25 protein-coding genes are annotated in these 22,560 nt (G+C 53.5%); 11 read left to right on the forward strand and 14 right to left on the reverse strand.

Annotated elements, in window-relative coordinates:
• The first annotated feature begins 158 nt into the window (after positions 1–158).
• The 8 genes from C5750_RS07275 to C5750_RS07310 all read left to right on the forward strand — a co-directional run bounded on the left by C5750_RS07275 (position 159) and on the right by C5750_RS07310 (position 7,513).
• Entirely contained in the window at positions 159–539 is a 381-nt protein-coding gene (locus tag C5750_RS07275; RefSeq protein ID WP_105733222.1) for a hypothetical protein, read from the forward strand.
• Positions 536–871, forward strand: a complete 336-nt coding sequence (locus C5750_RS07280) for a tetratricopeptide repeat protein (protein WP_105733223.1) — start codon at positions 536–538, stop codon at positions 869–871. Before C5750_RS07275 ends, C5750_RS07280 begins: the two co-directional genes overlap by 4 nt.
• Positions 868–3,018, forward strand: coding sequence for a type III secretion system export apparatus subunit SctV (gene sctV / locus C5750_RS07285; protein WP_105733224.1), 2,151 nt, complete (start codon positions 868–870; stop codon positions 3,016–3,018). The genes C5750_RS07280 and sctV overlap by 4 nt, the downstream gene beginning before the upstream one ends.
• Positions 3,019–3,073: 55 nt before the next feature.
• Positions 3,074–4,426, forward strand: coding sequence for a type II and III secretion system protein family protein (locus C5750_RS07290; RefSeq protein WP_105733831.1), 1,353 nt, complete (start codon positions 3,074–3,076; stop codon positions 4,424–4,426).
• A gap of 25 nt (positions 4,427–4,451) precedes the next feature.
• A complete protein-coding gene (locus C5750_RS07295; protein WP_162800183.1) occupies positions 4,452–4,886 on the forward strand; it encodes a hypothetical protein in 435 nt (144 codons plus the stop codon).
• A 40-nt stretch (positions 4,887–4,926) separates the two neighbouring features.
• A complete protein-coding gene (locus tag C5750_RS07300; RefSeq protein ID WP_105733226.1) occupies positions 4,927–5,739 on the forward strand; it encodes a tetratricopeptide repeat protein in 813 nt (270 codons plus the stop codon).
• A 15-nt stretch (positions 5,740–5,754) separates the two neighbouring features.
• The gene (locus C5750_RS07305) at positions 5,755–6,795 is read left to right on the forward strand and encodes an EscU/YscU/HrcU family type III secretion system export apparatus switch protein (protein WP_105733227.1); all 1,041 of its coding nucleotides are present in this window, start codon (positions 5,755–5,757) and stop codon (positions 6,793–6,795) included.
• A 61-nt stretch (positions 6,796–6,856) separates the two neighbouring features.
• Positions 6,857–7,513: a L,D-transpeptidase gene (locus tag C5750_RS07310; protein ID WP_105733228.1), complete on the forward strand. Its 657-nt coding sequence runs from the start codon at positions 6,857–6,859 to the stop codon at positions 7,511–7,513.
• A 162-nt stretch (positions 7,514–7,675) separates the two neighbouring features.
• Here C5750_RS07310 and sctT read toward each other — a convergent pair whose 3' ends face one another.
• From sctT to C5750_RS26515, 14 genes are all read right to left on the reverse strand, one after another.
• Positions 7,676–8,542 carry a type III secretion system export apparatus subunit SctT gene (gene sctT, locus C5750_RS07315; protein WP_105733229.1) on the reverse strand — a complete coding sequence of 289 codons (867 nt, stop codon included), beginning with the start codon at positions 8,540–8,542 and terminating at the stop codon, positions 7,676–7,678.
• Positions 8,543–8,555: 13 nt separating this feature from the next.
• Entirely contained in the window at positions 8,556–8,825 is a 270-nt protein-coding gene (locus tag C5750_RS07320; RefSeq protein WP_105733230.1) for an EscS/YscS/HrcS family type III secretion system export apparatus protein, read from the reverse strand.
• A 2-nt stretch (positions 8,826–8,827) separates the two neighbouring features.
• Entirely contained in the window at positions 8,828–9,487 is a 660-nt protein-coding gene (gene sctR, locus C5750_RS07325; protein ID WP_105733231.1) for a type III secretion system export apparatus subunit SctR, read from the reverse strand.
• Positions 9,480–10,508 carry a type III secretion system cytoplasmic ring protein SctQ gene (gene sctQ, locus C5750_RS07330; RefSeq protein ID WP_158531304.1) on the reverse strand — a complete coding sequence of 343 codons (1,029 nt, stop codon included), beginning with the start codon at positions 10,506–10,508 and terminating at the stop codon, positions 9,480–9,482. The genes sctR and sctQ overlap by 8 nt, the downstream gene beginning before the upstream one ends.
• 41 nt (positions 10,509–10,549) lie before the next feature.
• Complete coding sequence (gene sctO / locus C5750_RS07335; protein ID WP_105733233.1) at positions 10,550–11,047, reverse strand: type III secretion system stalk subunit SctO; 498 nt, start codon at positions 11,045–11,047, stop codon at positions 10,550–10,552.
• A complete protein-coding gene (locus C5750_RS07340; RefSeq protein WP_105733234.1) occupies positions 11,044–12,393 on the reverse strand; it encodes a FliI/YscN family ATPase in 1,350 nt (449 codons plus the stop codon). Before C5750_RS07340 ends, sctO begins: the two co-directional genes overlap by 4 nt.
• On the reverse strand, positions 12,393–12,992 hold the full coding sequence (locus tag C5750_RS07345; RefSeq protein WP_105733235.1) for a FliH/SctL family protein: 600 nt from the start codon (positions 12,990–12,992) through the stop codon (positions 12,393–12,395). Before C5750_RS07345 ends, C5750_RS07340 begins: the two co-directional genes overlap by 1 nt.
• Positions 12,993–13,007: 15 nt before the next feature.
• The gene (locus C5750_RS07350; RefSeq protein ID WP_105733236.1) at positions 13,008–13,661 is read right to left on the reverse strand and encodes a type III secretion protein; all 654 of its coding nucleotides are present in this window, start codon (positions 13,659–13,661) and stop codon (positions 13,008–13,010) included.
• The gene (sctJ, locus tag C5750_RS07355) at positions 13,658–14,449 is read right to left on the reverse strand and encodes a type III secretion system inner membrane ring lipoprotein SctJ (RefSeq protein ID WP_105733237.1); all 792 of its coding nucleotides are present in this window, start codon (positions 14,447–14,449) and stop codon (positions 13,658–13,660) included. The genes C5750_RS07350 and sctJ overlap by 4 nt, the downstream gene beginning before the upstream one ends.
• Before the next feature lie 7 nt (positions 14,450–14,456).
• Positions 14,457–14,870 (reverse strand): hypothetical protein, encoded by a 414-nt coding sequence (locus tag C5750_RS07360; protein WP_130502089.1) that lies wholly within the window; start codon positions 14,868–14,870, stop codon positions 14,457–14,459.
• A 51-nt stretch (positions 14,871–14,921) separates the two neighbouring features.
• Positions 14,922–15,734, reverse strand: a complete 813-nt coding sequence (locus C5750_RS26750) for a type III secretion protein (RefSeq protein ID WP_199538026.1) — start codon at positions 15,732–15,734, stop codon at positions 14,922–14,924.
• Between the two features lie 38 nt (positions 15,735–15,772).
• Positions 15,773–15,952 carry a hypothetical protein gene (locus C5750_RS07370; protein ID WP_105733239.1) on the reverse strand — a complete coding sequence of 60 codons (180 nt, stop codon included), beginning with the start codon at positions 15,950–15,952 and terminating at the stop codon, positions 15,773–15,775.
• 387 nt (positions 15,953–16,339) lie between these two features.
• Positions 16,340–17,248: a SctD/MshK family protein gene (locus tag C5750_RS07375; RefSeq protein ID WP_105733240.1), complete on the reverse strand. Its 909-nt coding sequence runs from the start codon at positions 17,246–17,248 to the stop codon at positions 16,340–16,342.
• A gap of 62 nt (positions 17,249–17,310) precedes the next feature.
• Entirely contained in the window at positions 17,311–17,472 is a 162-nt protein-coding gene (locus C5750_RS26515; protein WP_165401895.1) for a hypothetical protein, read from the reverse strand.
• A 762-nt stretch (positions 17,473–18,234) separates the two neighbouring features.
• On the opposite strand from C5750_RS26515, the gene C5750_RS07380 reads away from it, so the two are divergent.
• From C5750_RS07380 to C5750_RS07390, 3 genes are all read left to right on the forward strand, one after another.
• Positions 18,235–19,386: a calcium-binding protein gene (locus C5750_RS07380; RefSeq protein ID WP_105733241.1), complete on the forward strand. Its 1,152-nt coding sequence runs from the start codon at positions 18,235–18,237 to the stop codon at positions 19,384–19,386.
• Between the two features lie 88 nt (positions 19,387–19,474).
• Positions 19,475–21,220 carry a type I secretion system permease/ATPase gene (locus tag C5750_RS07385; RefSeq protein ID WP_105733242.1) on the forward strand — a complete coding sequence of 582 codons (1,746 nt, stop codon included), beginning with the start codon at positions 19,475–19,477 and terminating at the stop codon, positions 21,218–21,220.
• Entirely contained in the window at positions 21,220–22,560 is a 1,341-nt protein-coding gene (locus C5750_RS07390) for an HlyD family type I secretion periplasmic adaptor subunit (RefSeq protein ID WP_280952402.1), read from the forward strand. The genes C5750_RS07385 and C5750_RS07390 overlap by 1 nt, the downstream gene beginning before the upstream one ends.

The raw sequence follows: 22,560 nt of genomic DNA on the forward strand, positions 1-22,560 counted from the left end.
ATTCCCCAATATGCAGAACCGTTCTGGTCACTGCCGTATGCCGGCAACTGTGAGTTGATCAATCTGATGGGGGCCTTTGCATTGGCGACGGTCGTCTGATTGCTGCCCGGCGAGGGGATAAGTTTGTTGTGACGTCAGCTAGGCCAGTGGGGATATAGATGGCACTCGACGTTCGTCGGCAAGAGGATCGGCTACGCTCGCAGACGGGTGGCGTCTCAGGACGTATAGAGGTTTCGAAAGTTGATCGTGTTCAGCTCCAGGCCTTTGATGCCTCGCTGGCCCGTTCGGCGCTGGCGGCCAAACAGAGGCGGGACCCTTTTGTTGGCCAGACTGGCCGGCTAAGGAAACCCAAACTTGCCAATCTGGGTATTTTTGATTTGGGGCGCTCAGAGGAAATCCTCCGCTACCTTATCAAGGAAGTCTTGCCCACACTGGATATGGACAAGGACGTCGCCACCATCACCGCGATGCTGCTGACAGAGGAAATCGACAGCAGGCGCGAGTTGCAAGACCGGCTCAACCAGGCCCAGAGCCAGTGACCCGGCTAAGCCAGGACAGCGCCGAGTTTCTTCATGGGCTTGGTTATATCTATTGCAAGGCCGGTCAACCGGACCGCGGCATTGTCTTTCTGTTGCTGGCATCCAAGATCGCACCGCACGATACTGCAGTGTTGAATTCCCTGGCGACTGTCTTCGTGGAGACCCAAGCGGCCAATCGGGCGCTCGCTGCGATCGATAGGATTGAGGCGCTTGAAGGAGAGATTTCATCAAACCTGCAGCTTCTCAAAAGCCGGGCGTTGTGGATGAGGGGAGAGCATGATCGCGCTCGGCAAACCTTTCGTGACTATGTGAAGGGAAGAACCCCGTTATGACCATGTTGAACACGCTGGACCGAATGGCCCGGCTTGCATCAAAACGCACCGGTATCGTCATTGCGGCGCTAATGATGCTTGCGATTGTGATGTTGGTTATTCCTCTGCCAACATATCTCGTCGATGGGCTGATCGGAATGAACATTGCATTCAGCGTGCTCATTCTGGTGGTGGCGTTTTACATTTCCCATCCGGTGGAACTCTCCGCTTTGCCATCGATTATTCTGCTCGGTACACTGTTTCGTCTTTCGCTTTCCATCACGACAACACGGCTTATTCTCCTTCAGGCGGACGCCGGACAGATTGTTTCGGCATTCGGTGATTTTGTGGTTGGTGGGGAAGTCGTTGTTGGGTTGGTCGTCTTCCTGATCATTACAATTGCCCAGTTTGTCGTCATTACAAAGGGGGCCGAACGGGTCGCGGAAGTCGGCGCCCGCTTTGCGCTGGATGCGATGCCAGGCAAGCAGATGAGCATCGACGGTGAAGCGCGCAGCGGCGAAATCGATCCGGCCGAGGCCAAACGCAGGCGACAAAATCTGGAGCGCGAGAGCCAGTTTTATGGTGCCATGGACGGTGCCATGAAATTCGTCAAAGGCGACGCAATTGCCGGACTCATCATCATTGTTATCAACCTCATTGGCGGCCTTTCAATTGGTTCGTTGCAACACGGCATGCCGTTTGGTGAAGCAGCGCACACTTATTCGCTCCTGACTGTCGGCGATGGTCTGATTTCCCAGATTCCTGCCTTGATGATGGCGGTTGCTGCCGGGACGGTTGTCACGCGTGTGACATCAGACAAGAATGAGGATCTTGGCTCAGAGATTATCGGACAATTGGGTTCCAGTTACCGGGCACTGGCCTTGGCCGCAGTCATCCTCTTCGGATTCGGCCTGGTTCCCGGCTTTCCGATGATCGTTTTCTGGACGCTGGCGGTTATTACCGGTGGTTTGGCCTACATTGCTTACAAGAGAACCACCGCTGCGCTGGTGGAGCGCTTGGACGCATCGCCTGATTCCGGCACGGCAATGCCCATAGGCAATATCAATAAGCCGCAGACGATGCTGTCCAACACAAGTCCCGGACTATTGCCAGGCTCCCAGCGTTTGAATATCGCACTTGGATCGCATCTTGCAGCCACAATTTCGATGCCGGATCTGCGCGAGGGTATCGAACAGGTCCGGACAAATCTCTTTGCAGATATCGGGGTTCGCATGCCGCCCATCGGCGTTCGTGCAGATCCCGGCCTGGGTGCCGATCAGTTTCGTATCGATTTTGAAGGCGTGCCGGTAACGGACGGTGCGATCGTTCTCAGCCAGTTTCTGGTCACCGACGAAACGGTGCATCTCGATCTGATGTCAATTCCATATCACGTCCGCCCTGTCCTTATGGGGCAGCACAACGGCGTATGGGTGGAGAACAGTCATCGGGAGGCACTGGAGGAGGCCGGGATAAGATTTCATGAACCGACCGGTGTGTTGATGGATGTTCTACAGCGCGTGCTGCGTCGTTACATCGCTGATTTCATCGATGGGCAGGAGGTCAGGTTTCTGCTGACGCAGATTGAGAACGAACATGGTGATCTTGTGAAGGAAGCCGTGAGCGTGACCTCCGTACAGAAAATCTCGGAAGTTTTGCGGCGACTTGTCGAGGAAGATGTTCCCGTTACAAATCTGCGCGTCATCCTGCAGGCGATCGTCGAGTGGGGACCACAGCTTCAGAACCCCCATACATTGGCGGAATATGCACGGATAGGCTTGTCCAGACAGATTTGTCACCGGCATTCGGAATTGAACCGGGTTGTCTCCGTCTATCTTTTCACACGGCAAACCGAAGACGCGGTTCGCGCCAACATTCAGCAAGGACAGGCCGCTAACGCAATCGGCATTCCAGACGAGATTTCACGGCCTATCATCGACCAGTTGAGAGACAAACAGGACAGCAGCGATTCCGGAATTGTCCGGGCAGTACTCACAACAATGGATATTCGCCGGCCGATCCGAAATCTTCTGATGCGCAATGACATCAATCTGCCTGTCCTGTCCTATCAGGAAATTTCCCCGGAGTTCAGCATTCAGTCGCTCGGATATATTTCGTTGCCGGCATTCCATCCCACGCGGCAGATCGAAGTCGGGGGCGAAGGTGAGTAAGCGCTCCGTTGAGTTCAATGACCCCCGACACCAAACTATGGTGGACCATTTCCTTATGTTCAAACATTCCCATACTGCACGGGCGCGCTTGTCTGTCGTGTTGCCCGAGTTGACGTTTCTCGCCATCCTTCTGATGGCAATGATCACATTTCTTCCCATGGCTTTAGCGCAGGTCAAAGTCGATGCGACGTCTGGCCAAGTTCTGAAACTGACCATGGGTCAAGGGCAGATTCTGCGGTTCGATCAACCCGTGGAATCTGTCTTTCTTGCCGATACGGCCATTGCTGACGTTCGTGTAGTCTCGCCTGGAGCTGTCTATATCTACGGCACCAAGGTTGGAAGTACCAATCTCATTGCCCTCAGTCCCGATCAAGGGACACGCGGGACCCTGCAAATTCGTGTTGTCGGCAGCCCCATGGAGGCCCAGCAATCGGCAAAAGCGCTTCAGCCCACAACGACGGTCGATATTACCCTGTTTGGTGATCAGTTTGTGGGCAAGGGGCACACTAAAAATGTGGGCGAAGCCGTCGATACCAGTAATGTACTGAAGAGCTATTCGAAACCCGACAAGCCCGCATTGAACAACACGACGATTTCTGGTCCCAACCAGGTCAATATCCGGGTTCGGTTCGCTGAAGTGGCACGCAACGAACTGTCCCGCTATGGACTTGATTGGAGTGCTTTCTTCAATGCCGGTTCGTTTTCCTTCGGTGTCGTCCGCACCGGTAATACCAGTAGTGAAGGCGGGGGCGGAACAGCCATTGGCGCGGTCGGAAAGAATGTCAACGTCAATGTTCTTCTTGATGCCTTGCAGTCCAACGGGATACTGACAATTCTTGCTGAACCCAATATTACAGCCGTGACGGGACAGACGGCCAGCTTCCTCGCAGGAGGCGAGATTCCGATTCCGGTTCCCGCCGGAAACCAGCAAATTGCGATCGAGTACAAGCAGTTTGGCGTGTCATTGCAATTCACTCCGACGCTGCTGCCAAATGACCGGATTGCATTACAGGTCCGGCCGGAGGTCAGCAGTGTCTCGCAAGACAGTGTTGTTTCAATTAACGGGCTGGTCGTCCCTTCGCTGCGTGTCAGACGTGCGGATACAACTGTTGAAGTGGGAAGCGGGCAGACATTTGCCATTGCCGGTCTATTCCAGAGACAGGAAACGCAATCCATCAGTAAAACGCCAATGATAGGTGATGTGCCTATCCTTGGGGAGCTATTCAAGTCGAAGAGATTTCAGCGCAACGAAACCGAGCTGGTTATCCTGATAACACCATACCTTGTGACACCGACCTCGTCGCGAAGCATGAAAACGCCGTTGGACAGCCCTTCCGGCACGACTGCCTCTCCCCGCAAAAAAGCAAGACAGACCATCAACAAGGAGTATGGCTTCTATGTTGAATAATTGTCCCTTCATGGCTGGAGGATCGATGGCGCGACTGGTTTTGTTCGTTGGGTCTTTTGTACTTTTGGCAGGATGTGTTGGCAGTCAGCCACAACCTTATTCCCCCAATTACAGCTATCTCAGCATGAGGGCGGCGCCTGCGACGATGGGTCTTTCCAGACCCGGAGTAGTCCGCAAGGGGTATGATCAGGATAAGCCCGCAGCAACAGTATTGGTACCCGATGCCTGTATCACCCCCGATACGGCAGATCAGCCGGTCTATTTACCCTCGGGTTGCTCAAACAATCTCAATTTACAGTTGATGGTCGTCCGCAAGCAGGACCTGACGCAGGGGCACCAAATGGGCCCTGCCATGGCCGCTCCGGTTGCGCGTGCGGCGCAAGATTATATGGACGGCGTTATGCCAGCCGGACGGAAGCAACAGCGCCTTGTTGAGCAATCCAATCGGTCTGTGCAGTGAAGGCAACCATCCTGGCCAATCAAGACAAGGAAATATGAGCATGCGCGTGAGACATTTTCGTAAATGTACCGGCCTATGTCTGTTGTTTGTCGCTGCAGCAACCAGTGCTTGTGTGAGTACGGCCGAACAGCAGGCGGCGCAAAAGCCGGTAAATGAACAGTCCAGATTTTTGCGGGTTGCCAGGGACTTGGATGCAAAAGGCGAAAGCGGAACGGCCCTTGCGCTTTATGAGCGGGCTGCGCAGATGTCGGGGGCGGATGCAACCATTCAGGTCAAACTTGGCAACGCCAGACTGAAAGCCGGAGATACTGACGGGGCCGAAAAGGCGTTCCGGTCGGCATTGCAGATCAATCCGCAAGATACCACCGCGTTGTTGGGTTTGGGAACGCTTCAGCTGCAGCGTGGTGATCCGGCAGCCGCCGCCAGAACACTTGCCCCTGCCGCGGAGGCCCTGAACGCCGTATCGGCTTACAACAAACTTGGAACGGCGTTGGTTCTCAGTGGCAATGCGGCGGCCGCTGAGCGTGCGTTCACAAAGGCACTGACCCTCCAGCCCGGCAATCTCGATACAAAGACCAATCTTGCTCTGGCCCAAGCGCTCTCAAACAAGCTGCCGGATGCATCCGCCGGCATGAACAGCGTCGTGGCATCGCCGCTCGCTGAAAAGCGCCATTTCGTCAACTATATGATTATCCTCAGCATGTCGGGTGACTTGGCGCGTGCCCGGGCAATTGCTGTGCCGGACATGACCGAAAGCCAGAAGAGCCAGATTTTGGCAAAAGCTTCAAAACTGCATTCCATTCAAGATCCAACAAAGCGCGCGCAGGCTATTGGCCTGCTTGCATCCGCCTAAGTCAGGTTAAGCAGTGTGAGCCAGACCAGCGAAGAAAAAACACTACCCGCGTCAGACAAGAAGATCGAGGATGCGCGAAAGAAAGGCCAGGTCCTGCACAGTGCCGACATGGTCTCGGGGGTGGTCATCCTATCCTGCACCATTTTTCTTGCGTATATAGCCCCGGTCCTGAGGCAAAAGATCGGCGTCTTGCTCGAAGAGGCTTCGCACATTTACGAACGGCCTTTTGCTGATGTCTGGTACCGCTTGAGCACAATCGCGGTTCAAGCTCTGTTGACCGCAACTTTGCCGATTCTCATTCTTACAATTTTTGCGATTCTCCTGACGAACCTCGCCATAACCCGGGGACTTGTTTTCTCGGCAAAACCCATCGAGCCGGATTTCAACAGGATCAATCCGGCAAGCGGGCTGAAACGGATTTTCTCGCTTAAAAGCGTTGTGGAATTTGCGAAGGCGTTATTCAAGATCGCCGTTGTTGCTGCTGCTTTTGCCATTGTCTTCCGCGGTGGACTGAAAGCGCTCTTTGAATCGCCGTCCTGCGGCAGCCAGTGCATGTGGGCAACCTTCCTTGCCATGTTCAAACCATTGGCGGTTATCGCCGTTGGCGCCTTTCTGGTCCTTGGCTTCTGCGACATCTTCCTGCAGCGCTGGTTGTTTCTGCGCGATATGCGCATGACCAAGACTGAGAATAAACGTGAGCAAAAGGATATGGAAGGCGATCCGCTCATCCGGCAGGAACGTCAGCGGCAGCGCCGAAGCCGGGGAGACGGAAAAACCGGCCTTAAAAATGCGGTTCTTCTCTTTTTTGCGCCGGGGGACGGAGTTGTCGGTATCCGCTATGTCAGAGGGGAAACACCCGTACCCATCGTGGTTTGTCGTGCCTCGGGCATAGATGCTGTCCAGATGAACCAGCAAGCGCAGGAACTTGGTATCCCGGTCACAGTCGATGCGGATTTGACCAGCAGGCTTTTGCAGGCATCCACAGTCGGCAATCCCATTCCCGAGCGGATATTTCAGTCCGTTGCCAATGCCCTGGTTGCTGCGGGATTGATCTGATTATGCCGCCTATTCCCACATCATTTGATACGGTCAAATCCAAAATGGAGGTATCCTGTCCATGCGAATGAAGCACTGCATTCACTTGGTTGCCATCGCACTGATGGAACTGTGTCTTGGCGCCGTGAATACCCGTGCACAAGTCCAGGAACCATCCCCTCCAATATTTGACACAAAAACCCACAAAGTCTGGATCCAACCTGGATATATTGATTTCCTGATGGGCGCCGAGGCCTCTCCTTTGCACCGTGAGAACGGGCAGTACAAGCCTGGCCAATCTGCAATACCGCCCAAGATGGTGGCTTATGCAACAAGCGAAAAACCCGGAACCATCGTCATTGATACTGCAAACCATGCGCTCTACCTCGTTGGTTCAAACGGAAAAGCACTGCGTTATTCCGTTGGTGTTGGACGAGAGCGCTATGGCTGGAGCGGCACCGAACGCATCTCCCGCAAACGCCAATGGCCCGACTGGCGTCCCCCGGCGGCTATGCGGGACCGCCGGCCGGATCTTCCAGCTCATATGGTTGGCGGGCCTGCAAATCCGCTTGGTGCACGCGCGCTTTATCTTGGTCATACGCTTTTTCGCATCCATGGTTCAAATGAACCCGAAACAGTTGGCCAGGACTCTTCCTCAGGCTGCTTCCGAATGACCAATCGAGACATCATCGATCTCTATCAACGGGTCCGCGTCGGAACGAAAGTTGTGGTTCGGTGAATTGGCCGTTTATGTTCCGGATTTGCTTGTTGGAATAGATACATCAAGCGGAGATGTATGCCGTTATATCGAGGCAGCCCAATATCAACATTCGGAAATTGGATGTCTTTCTCCATTGAATCGAAAACGGCTGATCCAGGCAATCACTGCCCATCATCCTGTCTATTGCTGTCCGAAAACATCTTGGTCTGACTTTGAATCGACTGCCTTGGCAGGGCTGTTGGCAACGAGCGAGTGCATGATATCAAACGTGCCGCGAAGGTCTTTCAGCTCAGACACCATGTAGGGCACGAGATAGGAGATGTAGAACACTATCAGCAGCGAGAAGAGCATGTTTTTAATTGCAAGGGAAAGGTCAAAAACATGCAGTTGTGGTGCCATACGGGATATGTAGGCCAGCATTATATCGGCAAGCAGCAAGGCTATGACCAGCGGCGCGATCAGCAAAACTGCGATCTGCATGATACGGTCAAGAACGCCAAGCAGGGCGAGAGCAGCCTGTTGACCAAGGACAGGCAGAAACTCGGCGGCAGGCCATAATTGGTAGCTCTTGTAAAATCCATCGACCAGCAACAGAAAGCCGCCTGACATAAAGAAGAGTGCAAGCAGTGCAAACACGAAAAGCGTGGCGGTGATACTGGCCTCACCGACCTGAAGCGGATCAACGAGTTGTGCCGAAGTGGATCCGCGTTGCAGATCCACAAGGTCGCCGGCAACTTCTGCGCCCCAGAATGGAATACCAAATGCTATTCCGATGATGATGCCGACGATTGCTTCCTTTATAAGCAGCCCCGCAATCACAAGACTACTCAATTGACCTTCAAGCAGGAGTGAGTTGAGCACACCCGGTATGGCGGGAATGCAAATGGCAACAGCGACCCCTGAACGGATCAATCCCGTCAAACCCAAGCGAATGAAGGCCGGGGTGACAACAATCATACCGAGAGCACGCGCAACCGCGATGGCTGCTGCAGTGATGAAAGGATAGGCGAGGTCAAGCAATGAGGTCGTGGTTGTAGCGGCGTCCAAAGCTCGTTTCCCATTACCGTGTCATCGCTGGAAAGACATCCAGTACATGACTTGCTAGATTTGCCACCTGAATTGCAAGCGCTGGTCCCAGAACAATGAGAGTAAGCATCACGGCAACGAGCTTTACCGCTTGGGGCAGGGTCTGGTCCTGAATCTGCGTCAGTGCCTGAATGAGACCAACACTGATGCCAACAGCGATTGCCACAGCCAATGCAGGAGCGGAAGCCAGCAATACCGTAAGCAGTGCATTCTGCATTTGCGCAAGAAAAGAGGCTTGCCCCATGACTAGCTTCCCCCATAGCTGAGAATGAGGCCATGCATCAGGCGTGACCAGCCATTCACAGCAACGAACAGAAAGATCTTGAGTGGTATGGAGATGAGCGTTGGCGACACCATCATCATGCCCATCGCCATCAGCACGTTGGAAACAATCAGATCTACAACCAGAAAGGGCAGATAGAGCAGGAAGCCGATCTCAAATGCGCGTGTCAGTTCCGAACTTACAAAGGCGGGGATCAGGACGAGCAGGCTGTCGGGAGCGAGATCGGCACGGGCTTCCGGCGACCAGACATTTTCCGTTGCCTTGATGAAAAACTGCCGTTCATTCTCGTTGGTGAATTTCAACAGATGCGCCTGGAGCGGCGGTCGAAGAGCTGCGGCTGCGGATTTTATGCTGTCGAGAGATTGCAGATCGACCTGCTGTACTTCAAGAACACGATACATCTCACCGACCAACGGCGTTGTCACATACACGGTCAGAATGAGCGCAATGCCATAAAGTACCAGATTGGGAGGCGATTGCTGGATGCCAAGCGCATTCCTGATCAAGAAGAGGACAATCGAAATCTTCAGAAAGCCGGTCATGGTCACGACAGCAAGCGGAATCAAACCGATGGTCGAGACAATAATGATAATCGGAATAAGGTTTGTCTGGTACTCAGCCATTGTTGGACAGCCGCACGACCCTTACACCGAGACCCGCACCGATTTTAACCAGCTCGCCGGTTCCTATCAGGCGTCCGTTCGCCAGAATGTTCACTGGGTTCGTAATACTGGGCGCGATTGGCACAGTGCTGCCTTCGCCAAGTTTGCGGATATCGGTTAGCGGCAATTCGCAGCGGCCGATCTCAAACACAAGCTGGATTGGCAGCCGGTCAAAATCGTCAAACTGGCCGCGTTTGTCATCGGCAATTAAACTGGGTTCTGATGTCATCGAATGATCCGAATATTGATTGAGGGGTTGCCAGTCGCTGCTAAGCATGGGCCCGTCATCCGTTGGGACGGTTGATGCAGCGTAATAATTGGATAGAACGGCGAACGTATCAGCTTCCGTGGTCTGTTGACGGAGGATCACATCGCCCGGCCGCAGGTCTCGTAGTTCCGAAACTGTCAGTTCTTGCGTCCCGATGCAGAGTTGGACGAGAAAAGTAACAGAAGTGAGAAAACCGGCATCAGTTCGGGGCACAGACCGATTGATGGCGCCGCCTAGAATGCGAGCTGCAGGCTGGCACAGGTGTAACTGCGCATTGCGCGGCACGTCATCAAAACGAATAATCCAGGGCAGGGACACATCGCAGGTTGAATGGGTCGCTTGGCCGCCAAAGCGAATGGGCAATTCAATGGATTGCTCAAGTATGGCCAGTTGTTCCGTCAACAAATACTCGAATAGAATGCTTTGTTTGCGGGATGGGAGGCTAAGCGTCGTTCTGCTTGCCGTCAGCATTTGCAGCAATCGTCCCGCCGTGTCTGCAGACAAAACCAGTTTGCAGTGCCAGGCTCCGATCGATACCGGTATCTCCACTGGATCGGTAAGAGGCGATGCAGTTTGGGTGAGTTTCAATTCCACTGAAAGACCAGCCACATTCACTTGGAATGGCGCGCGGTTTCCGTGGAACAAATTCATGATATCAACGTGATCGGAATCAATGGCAGGTAGCCACGACAAATCAGCCGTTGAGTCAGGCATCGGGTTGTCAGGCGGAAACGCTTCGCAGCGAACGGGCCTATTCATACTCGACGTCCCTTGAGAATCATAATCGAAGAATGCACTTGATCCTCATCATCGAGTTCGCTCAGCAACCCTTGACACATCGCTTTGCGTGATGACTGCCGCTCCATGAGGATTTTCAACTTATCGTGCTGGCGAAGTTTGGCGAGATGTTCGGCCGCTCTTGTGTCCTTTCTCATGGTCTCGTTAACAAGACGAAGCTTTGCCTCCTCTTCTTGTTGCTTGAGATGGATGGCCTGATAGTTCAGTGTGGAAAGTGCGTCTCGATATCGGTCGAGTTCCCGGCATTTGACCGGGCCTTTTGACATGTGTTCATACATGACGGATTCATGCTGAAGCCGGCTTGCCTCATGCTCGGCAGTTTGACCGGACGCAGCCTCAACAGCCTTTGACGCTGCGTCGTGAATGTGCTGCTGGCGGATTGAAGCCTCCTCGGCAATTTTCATGCGAAGTTTGCGCAACTCCATCAGTTTTTGCAGGTTGCGTTGCTGGTTCATGAGAGAAGCTCCTGAAGTTGCAATTTTGTTTCCGAAAGGCCGAAATATTCGTCGCTGGCCTGCCTGAGAAATTGCTCTATGCGGTCATGCCGATCCAATGCTTCATCAGCTCGCGCATCGGCGCCGTGTTTGTATTCTCCAACGCGCAACAACAGTTCGATACTTTCGTACCGTGCCATCAGATCGCGAATCCTTGCCGCATTTTGCCGATGTGAGCGGCTTGCCACCACGTCCATCAATCTGCTGCGGCTGCGTAAAATGTCGATGGCCGGAAAATGGTTGCGCTGTGCAAGATCGGCGCTCAGAATAATATGACCGTCGAGAATGGCCTTTGTTTCTTCTGCAACAGGATCAAGTGTGCCGTCGCCCTCCGTTAAAACTGTGTAGAGGCCGGTGATGGATCCTCCAACACCCGGCCCGGCCCGTTCCAGCAGGCGTGGTAGCGCGGCAAACAAGGAGGGTGGAAAGCCTCGCCTAGTCGGCGGCTCACCGGCTGCAAGCCCAATTTCGCGCTGGGCGCGGGCAAAGCGTGTGATACTGTCCATCAGGAGCAGAACATGCTGACCTTGATCGCGAAAATATTCGGCGATCGCCGTTGCACCATATGCTGCCTTTACGCGTTCAATGGCAGGCCGGTCAGAGGTCGCAACGACAACGACGGAGCGTCGCCTTCCTTCATCACCCAGCTGTATATCAATGAATTCCCTGACCTCACGGCCGCGTTCGCCAATCAAGGCAATCACGATCACGTCGGCATGGGTTCCGCGGACGATGCTGGACAGCAGTGATGATTTACCGACGCCTGCTTCACCAAATATGCCGATGCGTTGACCGCGGGCAACGGTGAGAAGTCCGTCAATCGCCTTCACGCCCAGTTGCAGGGGATGCTGGACGAGGTCACGTTGCAAAGGCTGAAGCGGGATATTGTGTGTGGGATAATACCCTTTGGTGTGCAAAGGCGATGGCGGAGCGCCCGTCCTATTCATCACTTCTCCCAGCGAATTAAGCACGCATCCAAGCAGTTCCGGGCCAACGGGGATTTGAAGGGCGTGGCCCATGGGAATGACTTCTGCACGCGTAGACATGCCGTCCAGATCACCAATCGGCGTCAGAACAGCTTCTTCATCGTGAAAGCCGACAACTTCAGCCGGAACAACGCGGTTCGATATCGGGTCGCGCAAATGACAAAACTCTCCGATGCGAACCATGGGTACGGTCGCATGTACGATGATGCCCGTAATCCTGCGAATGCGCCCTCGAACGGGCCGGGTTTCCGCCTTCTGCGTGGTCTCCTGTAATCGTTCCATAAGATTGCTGAAATCAGGAGGTGTGAATTGTCCATTCATCAAGCCGCTCCAGTAGATCTGGATGGTGAGAGAAGGGCTTGCCTGATCGCGGATAATTGCATCTCAAGGCTTGCATCGACCAATGCAATGGCATTTGAAAGCACGCATTGGGTTCCATTCAAATGCGGATCCGGCACAACGGTAAGCGTGAGCGATGGATTGGTGTTTTCGGACTTGATACGCCGTGCGACGTCTTCAGCAATATCAGGGGCTACGGCTATTGTAATATCCCGCTCGCGCTGGAATGACTGCAACGCATGGTGCGCTAGCCTTGTGACCAGCTCGGCGTCCCCAAATTTGCCCAGAACCTTTATGATGATGGACAGGCTAAGGTCGACGAACTGCTGATCCAGGGATGCCACATAGTCGTTGATACGAGCGGTTGTCGTGGTCAGCAAAGCACCTGCCTGTTGAGCGCCTTGTTGAAAGCCGGCTTCATAACCCTCCTTTCGGCCTGCTTCGCGGATTTCGTGTATCCGCTCCATTTCCGCTTGGGCATCTGCCCTTGCACCTGCAATGAACGCATATGCGTTGATCCACGGCTGAACGTCCTTTTCGCGAATGATTTTTACGCCGGGCATGGGGGGAAGGTCAGTCATGGAACGCCATCATGTTCAATGTTGAGGGTACTGAGAGGCAAGTCTTCGAATGATAGCCACGCCACGCCCTTGATCTTTTTCGTTCGTGTGAACGGAGAGAAATGTATCATCGGCATGCTTCAATCGAGCCCAGGCGCGCACTGCAGGAGGGAGTGTCATGTGCCAACTAAGAAGGCAGTTGTTGCCGTCACGCTCAATTGCAGCGTCCAGATCGTCAGGTCCTGGCAATCCACTGGCGAGGTCACGATTGGCAAGCGCTATCTGGAATGCGGATTCACCGATGCTGCGCTTCATCGCGGCTATTTTGTCAGTTCGAATTTCAGCGGTAAAAATATTGGCCCAAAAGATTGCGCCAGCCAACGGTACAAGGCCGGCGATGTATTCCGCCGGTTTCGACAACAGACCCAGGTCCACTTGATCTATCTCTGTCAGGCTGGATGGATCCGGTAGATCAAAGTGATCCATCAACAGGATTTTCAACTGTTCCTGCACACGGTCCGAAGCTTGAAGGCGCTTTGCCAGCTGGGATGAAATAATCTTGTCGAAACAAGAAACAATGCGTTCGGGATGCACAAACCGCGCCGGCGCTGAGTGGATATTGCTCCAATTGTCGATGAGGCTGGAAGATTTCGCTTCCGCATTGTCCGCAACTGCCGGTGCTACTGTCATTCCGCAGGCCCCACAGACTGGAGCGGATAGATTTGACGGCGTTTGACCCGCCGCAGCCTGTACCCGAGTGCTCCCCCCAGCACGATCAATGCGGCAATCAAAGTGCCAAACAACCAATGCGCTTTTGATGCACTGGCAGGCAGCATCCATATGCCTAGAAATGAGGTCAACTCCGGGCCGGCGTTCGATCCATTCATTGCCACGGCGGCGACAGGAATCACCGACACTTTTTCATAGGTCAGACCGGCGATGCCGTTGGCGACGAGAGTCTTGATCTGAGGGATCAACGTATTGATATCGAGATTGGGCTCGTGTCGAATGAAAACCGACGCAGAGGCGGGGACAGCATTGCGTTGCAGCGGGTCATTGTCGGGAAGAACCACGTGAACACGCGCAGAAACAATGCCGTCAATCTCCGAGACGGTTCGCGACAGTTCTTCGCTGAGCGCGTAAATCATCTGGGCCCGTTCCTGGACGGGAGATGCGACGAGTCCCTCTTGCTTGAATACGCTTCCCATCGTTGCAAATTGCGTTTTTGGCAAGCCCGCTTCATTGAGGGCAGCAACGGCCTGTGCAAACTGACTTTCTTCAACGGTGACTGTCAGTTTGCCATTTTTCTGCATGACACGGCCTGCATCGATACCCTTTTGCAAGAGGGTTGCGACCATTGCATTTGCTTCGCGCTCTTCAATATTGGTGTATATGTCTTGCTTGCACGCTTGGATTGTCAGGCAAAGCACCGCTGCCAAAAGAAATCGTATCGGCAGTTGCACGGCTGTCTTCTGCATCTGCTGCTCACTGTCCTTTGACAAGGGTGTTCACAGCCCCTGAGATTTGGGTGGTGCTGCGTACAATCATTTGGGTCTCGATTGAATGATCGAACATGCTCCCCAACGAAGCGATGACGTGATCAAGTTGCTTGCCCTGAATACGTTCAGGCAGCGCGGTGTTTGGTTCAGTATAGGCGAATGATGGTTGCGATGCCGGCTTACCGGCTTCACTGATACGGCTTGAGAACTTGCCCGTCCGGTCCAGAAAGCCCTTCAGATTTTCGATCAGTGCACTTCCGAGATCTGCGGGGCTTGCTCCCTGTGGCAGGGTTCGGGCATTGTCCACCACATGTTCGAAAATATTCTGAGACGTCAGGGAATGATCTGTTGGGGTAATGACCGGTGTCGAAGTCATTGCCGTAATCGGAGCTGCTGTCATGACGATTTTCTCCGTTTCAATATTTGGACGCGATGAATGCCACATCAGTCTTCATTCTACTGATCGTTTCATTTCCGTCCCCGACTGGTCCTTCTGTAAGGGCTGCCTGGCAGGGACCAATTTCCTGGCCACAGCAGCGCTGTCGGACTGCGCTGTGTCTTCCACCAGCTCACTAAGTTTTCCGCCTCTGAAAACCCTCACGCGCGGGGCCTCCGTTCCGGCAGGCGGCGGGGGCTGGATAGCGGCGATAACCTGCTGAACCATGGTAACAAAGGCTGGTGTTCCGGACACGCGCAGTGCCGGTGCTTTGGGTGTTGATTTGATGGAAAATCGCTCATCCATCAGATTGAGCCGCTTGATCTCGTCAATGACCCTCTGCCCGTCGGCTCGCCCCAAATTGATAATCTGTGTGGCGAATTCTTCGCTCGAATTGATGTAGAGGATTGAACCGTCATAGTACCAGATCAAGCCATTCGCCTCGGCGAGCTTTGTTAGAAATGCACCAGCGGTATCAGCGCGCACTTCGCCGCGAACGCGCCCCCCAACCTTGTCTGACAACAAAATAGGGACATTTAAGTTGCGCCCGAACTCTTTAAGAGCGTCACGCACATCTTGGTTGATGAGGACGTATGAATACGGCTTGGCGGACCAAACCGGGGCATTCGCCAAGGCTCCGCAGGCCATCCCCGAAAGACATCCGGACGTAATTATTGAAAACAGGAATAGTTGCGCATACCGGATAGCCGCTCGGACCTTCAAGTGAGCCGCTCCCCCAAAGAATATTGGAATCCAATCAATGGCGTCGTTGCCGTAACTCTCTGCGCGGGTATAGGCGCTACTGCCGGAACCGCTGCCATAGCTCAACTCTCTGCACAGCCTGAGGTCATTGGGAACAACACATTCTACTCGTCATCCATGGCCTCACCCAAGATCTCATTGGCGATCTTCATCATCTGCTGTGACATGAACATGCCACCGCCTTTAAGTATGGCCTGGTTCAGCGCCTCATCAAATTGCTTCTTAGGATCTGAGGAATCCCCAGCTTGCTTGAGGCCGACTTCGGGTATCGTTGGAGTAGCCATGGTGATAATTCCCACATGCGTTGCCAGAGCTCCACCAGCTCCGTTTTCGGTAAACCCATGAAGTGAAATCTAAAGCCGACGACAACTTCACAATCATCGCCAGATACCTGACAAGCAATAACACAGCGACAGGAGGGGGTGTTTCGTCGTGCGAAAGGTTTGTTTTGTCATGCGCAATAACCTGCAGACAGGATCCGAAGCGATAACGTAAAATTAATAAGGATTATGCAGTGCCCGGAGGGCTATATGATATCCGGACTGGCGCGACATTGGCTGGGAAGGCGTGTGGAAACAGGCCAAGCAAATTCAAGAAGCTCCACGTGCAAGCTTGATTTTTATCCGTTTGCAAAGAGAGAAACATCAGTCATGAGCAGGCTCGCTCAGAATTCAAAAACCCAGAACGAGTTCGTCATTTTGCCGCTGCGCTATGATATGGTGGTCGCGAATATCCTTGATGATCCAGCCATTCTCGAGTGCTGCACCCTTGTAGAACTTCGTCCCGTCGAAGTTAATGACGTAGGGTACTTCACCAAACCATACGGCTTGCAAGTTGAGCCTCGGATGCTTCGTGTCTCCCAACGGTTTCACCAAACTTGTCAAAACGTAACTGTCTCCGTAAGTGCGATCAAACCAGCCTTGGACATCCACCCAAGCCGGCTGGTCCTCTGTTCGCAGAGATCCTGACGCTGTTACGTGCCTGCCGTCTGTTTCAATTTTCAGAGCTGTAAGCCCAACTTCGGCCAACCGGCGCTGAAGATTTGTGGTGACTGCCGTTCCTGGGACTGCATTGGAGCTGAGAGGAGCAGTCCCGGTGTGTTCCTTGGGTTGAATTGCCGTCAAGGAAGCCTCTTTATCGTCAAAATCAAACAGCGAAGGATAGTCGGCTATTGTCAGTAGTAGAGTAAGCACAATGCTGCCAACTGCAAGCCGGCGTGTACGCCCCCCGATGGTCTTATTCGTTGTCCGGGCTGGTGATAACAATTCGACCTTGGTATTGCCGATTTGAAACCAAAGCGGCGGGGAAGCACGCAATCCATGGCCGACGGGTATGACCATATCTCCATCAACAAGCACGGCGCCATCATTGGCTTCAATAAAGACATCGGATTGATGGTATTTTATCGTGAGATGATGAGCGCAGACATCTTTATCGCTGAGGGTGAAATCACAATCGATAGCGGAACCAACGCGATATGTCTGGTTTAGGAGTGGAACGGAAACACCGCTGTGTATACCAGATGTTACCTTGAGCAACAAACCGGCCGCAGGCCCGTTCAACTTTATCAGTGAACCCATAGTGCAACTGCCTCACGCCCATGCGTGCAGATGGCGCGGGCGCCATCTGCACAGATTCCGCATTAAGCGTTTGGACGTTGCTTGGCAGCGTCGAGTTCGACTTTCTTCTCGGTCGTCAGCGCAGTGATCTCGGCTGATTTCTGGATCGCGTAGTCAAAGGCCTTCGACATGGCATCGATCGACGCGTCGGATGATTTCGGATCAATTGGGGGCGTGGCAGCCATTGAGCTATTCCTCGTTCTCGTGAGTAAACCATCTTGGACAAACCAAACAGGCCCGGCATGCCGGATATCTCTTTGGTGATTGGAGTATGACCGGTTTCGACGCTCAAACAATTCGGGTACTTTAATAACTTCGTTTTGCAAACCATCTTCGTTGCCTTGCAAAACTCTATCCACAAACTCCACGTCCGTTCGCCTGTGGCGTTAAACGAACGACATAAAACCGGTCTGTCTGCCACGCATTAAACTCCTCTGATATGGAAAATTAGGGAGACGCTGCGAAGGGTGAGAAGACGTCTCCGGCGTTGACTGCTTGTGCTCGCGAGGCATCACATCAGATGTATTTTATCCGCGGTCCCGTGCGGTATCGCGGCGACCAACTGCTAAGACTGCCGGTGTCGGCACTTTTTTCAAAATACTTTCTACCCGTAAGATTCAGGTAACATGCCAAAGCGAATTATCAGACTTCGAAAGCGTAGCTGTCGGAGTAAGGCAATGAAATTGTTGTCGTTTTGGAATGTCGTCAAAGTGTCTGTCTGCTTTGGGCAATGTTGCGAAGGACCTCTCGCGTCCTGATCCGTGGCCATCGCAATGGGACAGGCTGCGCTCATCAAATGCTGCGGGAAGCCTGAAACCCGACCTTGAGTCTCTGACCTATCCCGGCGCGTTGCCTTGAAGGTGATGAAACAAAATAATCGACGCGGAAAACGTCGAAAACTGGGGTGAACGTAAAACTGAAAACTGGGATTATTGAAAGGAAGAAAAATGCTTGAGAACCTGAACAAAGACATTGATGCGGACAATACTAACTGGCCCGCTCTGTTGGTTGAAAACACACCCTCTCACATCTTGAATCCAATTGTTGATGTCTGGTCGTTTGAAACCGATTCAAATGCCCGGCAGACCGTCACCCAATTGAGTGGTGATAAGTTTGTGGCGGGATCAGCTGATAAGGATGCAATCCAGAACTTTGACGATCTGGCTAACGGCATACACTCCCATGTTCCGCACCCTATCGCAGATACATCGTCGAGCGACAGCAATTCAAATATTCAAAAGGTTATCACTGGAACCAACGGCGATGATTTTCTGGTTGGAACCGCAGGTGATGATACGATCCATGGCCTGAATGGTGATGACTACATATCCGGCGGCAACGGCAATGACCGGTTATATGGGGATGCAGGTGACGATTTGCTCGATGGTGGAAATGGCAATGACGAACTGCATGGGGGAACTGGAGACGATATACTAACGGGCGGCAACGGCAATGACCGGCTATATGGGGATGCAGGCGACGATTTGCTCGACGGTGGAGATGGCAACGACGAACTGCACGGGGGAGACGGAAACGACGTATTAACCGGCGGTGCTGGCAATGACATCCTTTACGGAGGAAGCGGCGATGATCTTCTGGCCGGCGGAAAGGGAGCTGACATCCTTTATGGAGGCGCCGGCATTGATACGCTTGATTACAGTAACTCCAGCGCCGGCGTGCAGGTGAATTTGGCTACCGGGAAAGTCTCCGGGGGAGATGCACAGGGAGATAAAATTTCAGGATTTGAGAACATTATCGGCTCGGCCAAGGCCGATGTCCTGGTTGGCGACAACGGCAAGAATGAGCTGACCGGCGGAGGCGGGGCAGATATCCTCACCGGCGGAAAGGGAGCCGATACCTTCAATTTCTTCCCTCTTTCACACAGCAGCGGTCTTGCCAGAATAACCGACTTTAACGCTACCGAAGGGGACAGGCTATCGCTGCATCTGCCGAACGGAGGCGGATACCACGTCTCTGCGCACCAGGTTGGCGAGAATGTGCTGGTGCAGGTAACGGCTCCAAACGTTGAAAAGCCCTTTGATGTAACCCTTCTGGAACATGTCAAGGTGGCCGACCTTGGCCATGACTGGTACGTCTAACGAATTGTTGCAACTGTAGTTTTCGGCTTGCCCGCTGTTTTCGAACCCGGGCAAGCCTTCAATCGGGCAGCATTTTGGGTCACTCCGCATGATATTAACATCATTGTCAAAAGAACAGCCAAGCTTGTTCTCTTCGCTTCGGGTATGGCTGCTGGGTATTGGCCTGTTTTCCGGCGTTATTAACGTCCTGGGCCTCACCGGTTCTTTTTTTATGCTGCAAGTCTATGATCGTGTGCTGACGAGCCACAGTGTTCCAACATTGATTGGACTCAGTATTCTGGCTGCGGCATTGTATGTTTTTCAGGGCAGTCTTGATCTTTTAAGATCAAGACTGCTGGTTCGAATTGGTTCTTACATCGATGATTTGCTTGCCGGCCGCATTTATGCGGCTGTGCTGCAGCTTCCGCTCAGGACGACGGTCTCGGGTGATGGGCTGCAACCGCTGCGTGACCTCGACAATTTGCGATCGTTCCTTGCAGGCCAAGGTCCTGTTGCTGCCTTCGATCTGCCCTGGGTTCCAATCTACCTCATCTTTGTGTTTACACTCCATTTCTGGTTGGGATGTACTGCTGTGGCCGGAGCATTGGTTCTGGTCGTTCTCACAGCAGCAACAGAAGTCTTGTCGCGCCAAGCCTCCATGAAAGCAACAGAGGCAGCGATGAGGAGCAACGCAATGTCGCTGGCAGGCTTTCGAAATGCCGAAGTGCTTCGGGCTATGGGTTTTGCCGAGCGTCACACCGAGCGGTGGCTTGCCGTCAACCGTCGATACCGCTCAGCTCAACAACAGGTCGGCGACGTGTCTGGTGGAATGAGCACCGTATCGAAAACGTTTCGCGCCATGTTGCAATCGGCATTGCTGGCCCTTGGCGCCTGGCTGACCATTAAGGGCGATGTTTCGGCCGGAGCGATTGTCGCCGGCTCGATCGTGTCAGCGCGGGCGCTGGCGCCTATTGAAATTGCGATCGCAAATTGGCGATTTTTCCTGACGGCCCGCGAGAGTAGCCGCCGCCTTTCGATGCTGATGGAAGCTCTTCCAGTCAAGGCTGCGCCGTTGCAACTTCCGCCACCTCGGCACGAGCTTGTGATTGATGGGGTATTTGCAGGACCTCCTGGCTCATCCGGCTTTACTGTTCATAACGTTTCCTTGAAATTGGTTGCGGGGCAGGGGCTGGGACTGGTTGGTCCAAGTGGCTCGGGTAAATCAACTTTTGTACGGACCGTTGTCGGTGCGTGGCCGCTTCTGCGCGGAAGTATCCGGATTGACGGTGCCACCCTGGATCAATGGGATTCAGGCCAACTGGGAAGGCACATAGGATATTTGCCTCAAGAAATTGAATTCTTTGAAGGAACCATAGCAGAAAACATCGCTCGGCTCGATCACGGCGCAGACGTGTCAGCAGATGTTATCACTGCAGCTAAGGCAGCCAATGTGCATGACATGGTCCTGCATCTGCCTGACGGTTACGATACGATAATCGGCAGGAATGGTTCTGCTCTTTCGGCGGGCCAGCGCCAAAGATTAGCGCTGGCCCGTGCCCTTTATGGAGATCCGTTTCTCATTGTACTTGATGAGCCCAGCTCCAATCTCGACGCTGAGGGTGAAGCGGCCCTGAGCCGGGCGATTGACGGGGTGCGGCGGCGTGGAGGTATCGTCATCGTTGTCGCACATCGGCCGTCTACAATAACGAGCGTCAATCTTTTGGCAGTGATAGGCAATGGCACGTTGCAGGCTTTCGGCCCCAAACAGGACGTATTGCAAAAGCTAATCAAACAATCGGCTGCTCCACGTGACGTTACGGCGGTGGCCGCTCTCAATGCATCCGGGCAAATATAGTGGCGTACTACAGCAGATGGGGTTCGTTGCCTCAACCATCGATAAAGTCGTCTGTTCGCGGACATTTTCTTCTGGGCATCATTGCATGCCTGGGGATGTTCTTGAGCGTTGGTTTATGGGCAGTCACGGTCAGGATAGCGGGCGCTGTCATCGCGCCGGGCGTGATGGCGGTCGAAAGCAGTCTCAAAAAGGTTCAACATCCGACCGGTGGCGTTATTGGCGAGCTCAATGTGAATGATGGCAGTGTCGTGCACGCGGGAGACGTCCTCCTGCGGCTGGATGCAACAACAACCCGAGCCAAACTGAACGTCGTCGCGCGCAAGCTTGATGAGCTCGATGGCAGGCATGCACGCTTGGCGGCTGAACGAGATTCTGAGAGCCTCGTGCCCATACCCGCTTCTTTCAGAAACCGCAGCACTACGGAGCCTCACTTGCGCGAGATCATGAGCGATGAGCAGCACCTGTTTACTGCGCGTCTGGAGGCTTTGGCAGGGCAAAAAGCTCAGCTTAATGAACGCATCGAGCAATATACGAAGGAGATCGAGGGGCTTGATGCTCAGATATTGTCCGCAGATTCCCAGCTCGATCTCGTCAAAAAAGAGCTTAAGGATCTGAACGAATTATATGTAAAGAGACTTGTGCCTGCCTCAAGATGGATTGCCCTGCAGCGCGAGGCGGTCAGGCTGGACGGCGAGAAGGGTCGGCTATTGGCGAGTATCGCTGAAAGCAAAGGAAAGATTGCCGAAACGCGCTTGCAAATTATCCAGCTGGATCAAAACAGACGTACCGAAGTGGTGAATGAATTACGCGACGTCGACGCCCAATACGGTGAACTTGTCGAACGCAATGTGGCGGCGGCAGATGATTTGAAACGTATCGATATCCGTGCACCGCAAGATGGCATTGTCCACCAACTCGCAGTGCACACTGTTGGGGGCGTTGTCGGGCCGGGGGAAACGCTGATGTATATTGTCCCCACGGCAGATGTCCTGACAGTCGAGGCACGCGTTGCTCCCAAGGACATAGATCAGGTCGAGGTCGGTCAACAGGCCATCGTGCGTCTTGTTGCATTCAATCAGCGCACGACACCGGAACTCGTCGGCCAGATTACCCGCGTGTCTGCGGATATAACAGAAGGAAAACCTGCAGAGCGAACCCAACAACCCTATTACGAAGTTAGGATGGAGCTGGCTGCGAGCGAGATTGATCGTCTTGGCGGTCTGAAGCTGCGGCCGGGAATGCCCGCGGAAATCCACATTCAGACGGAATCGCGAACAGCGCTTTCATATCTGATCAAACCAGTTGCAGATCAAATTGCCCGTGCGTTTCGGGAGCAGTGA

Origin of the sequence: Phyllobacterium myrsinacearum, from assembly GCF_002980555.1 — a bacterium.
GTDB lineage: Bacteria > Pseudomonadota > Alphaproteobacteria > Rhizobiales > Rhizobiaceae > Phyllobacterium > Phyllobacterium myrsinacearum.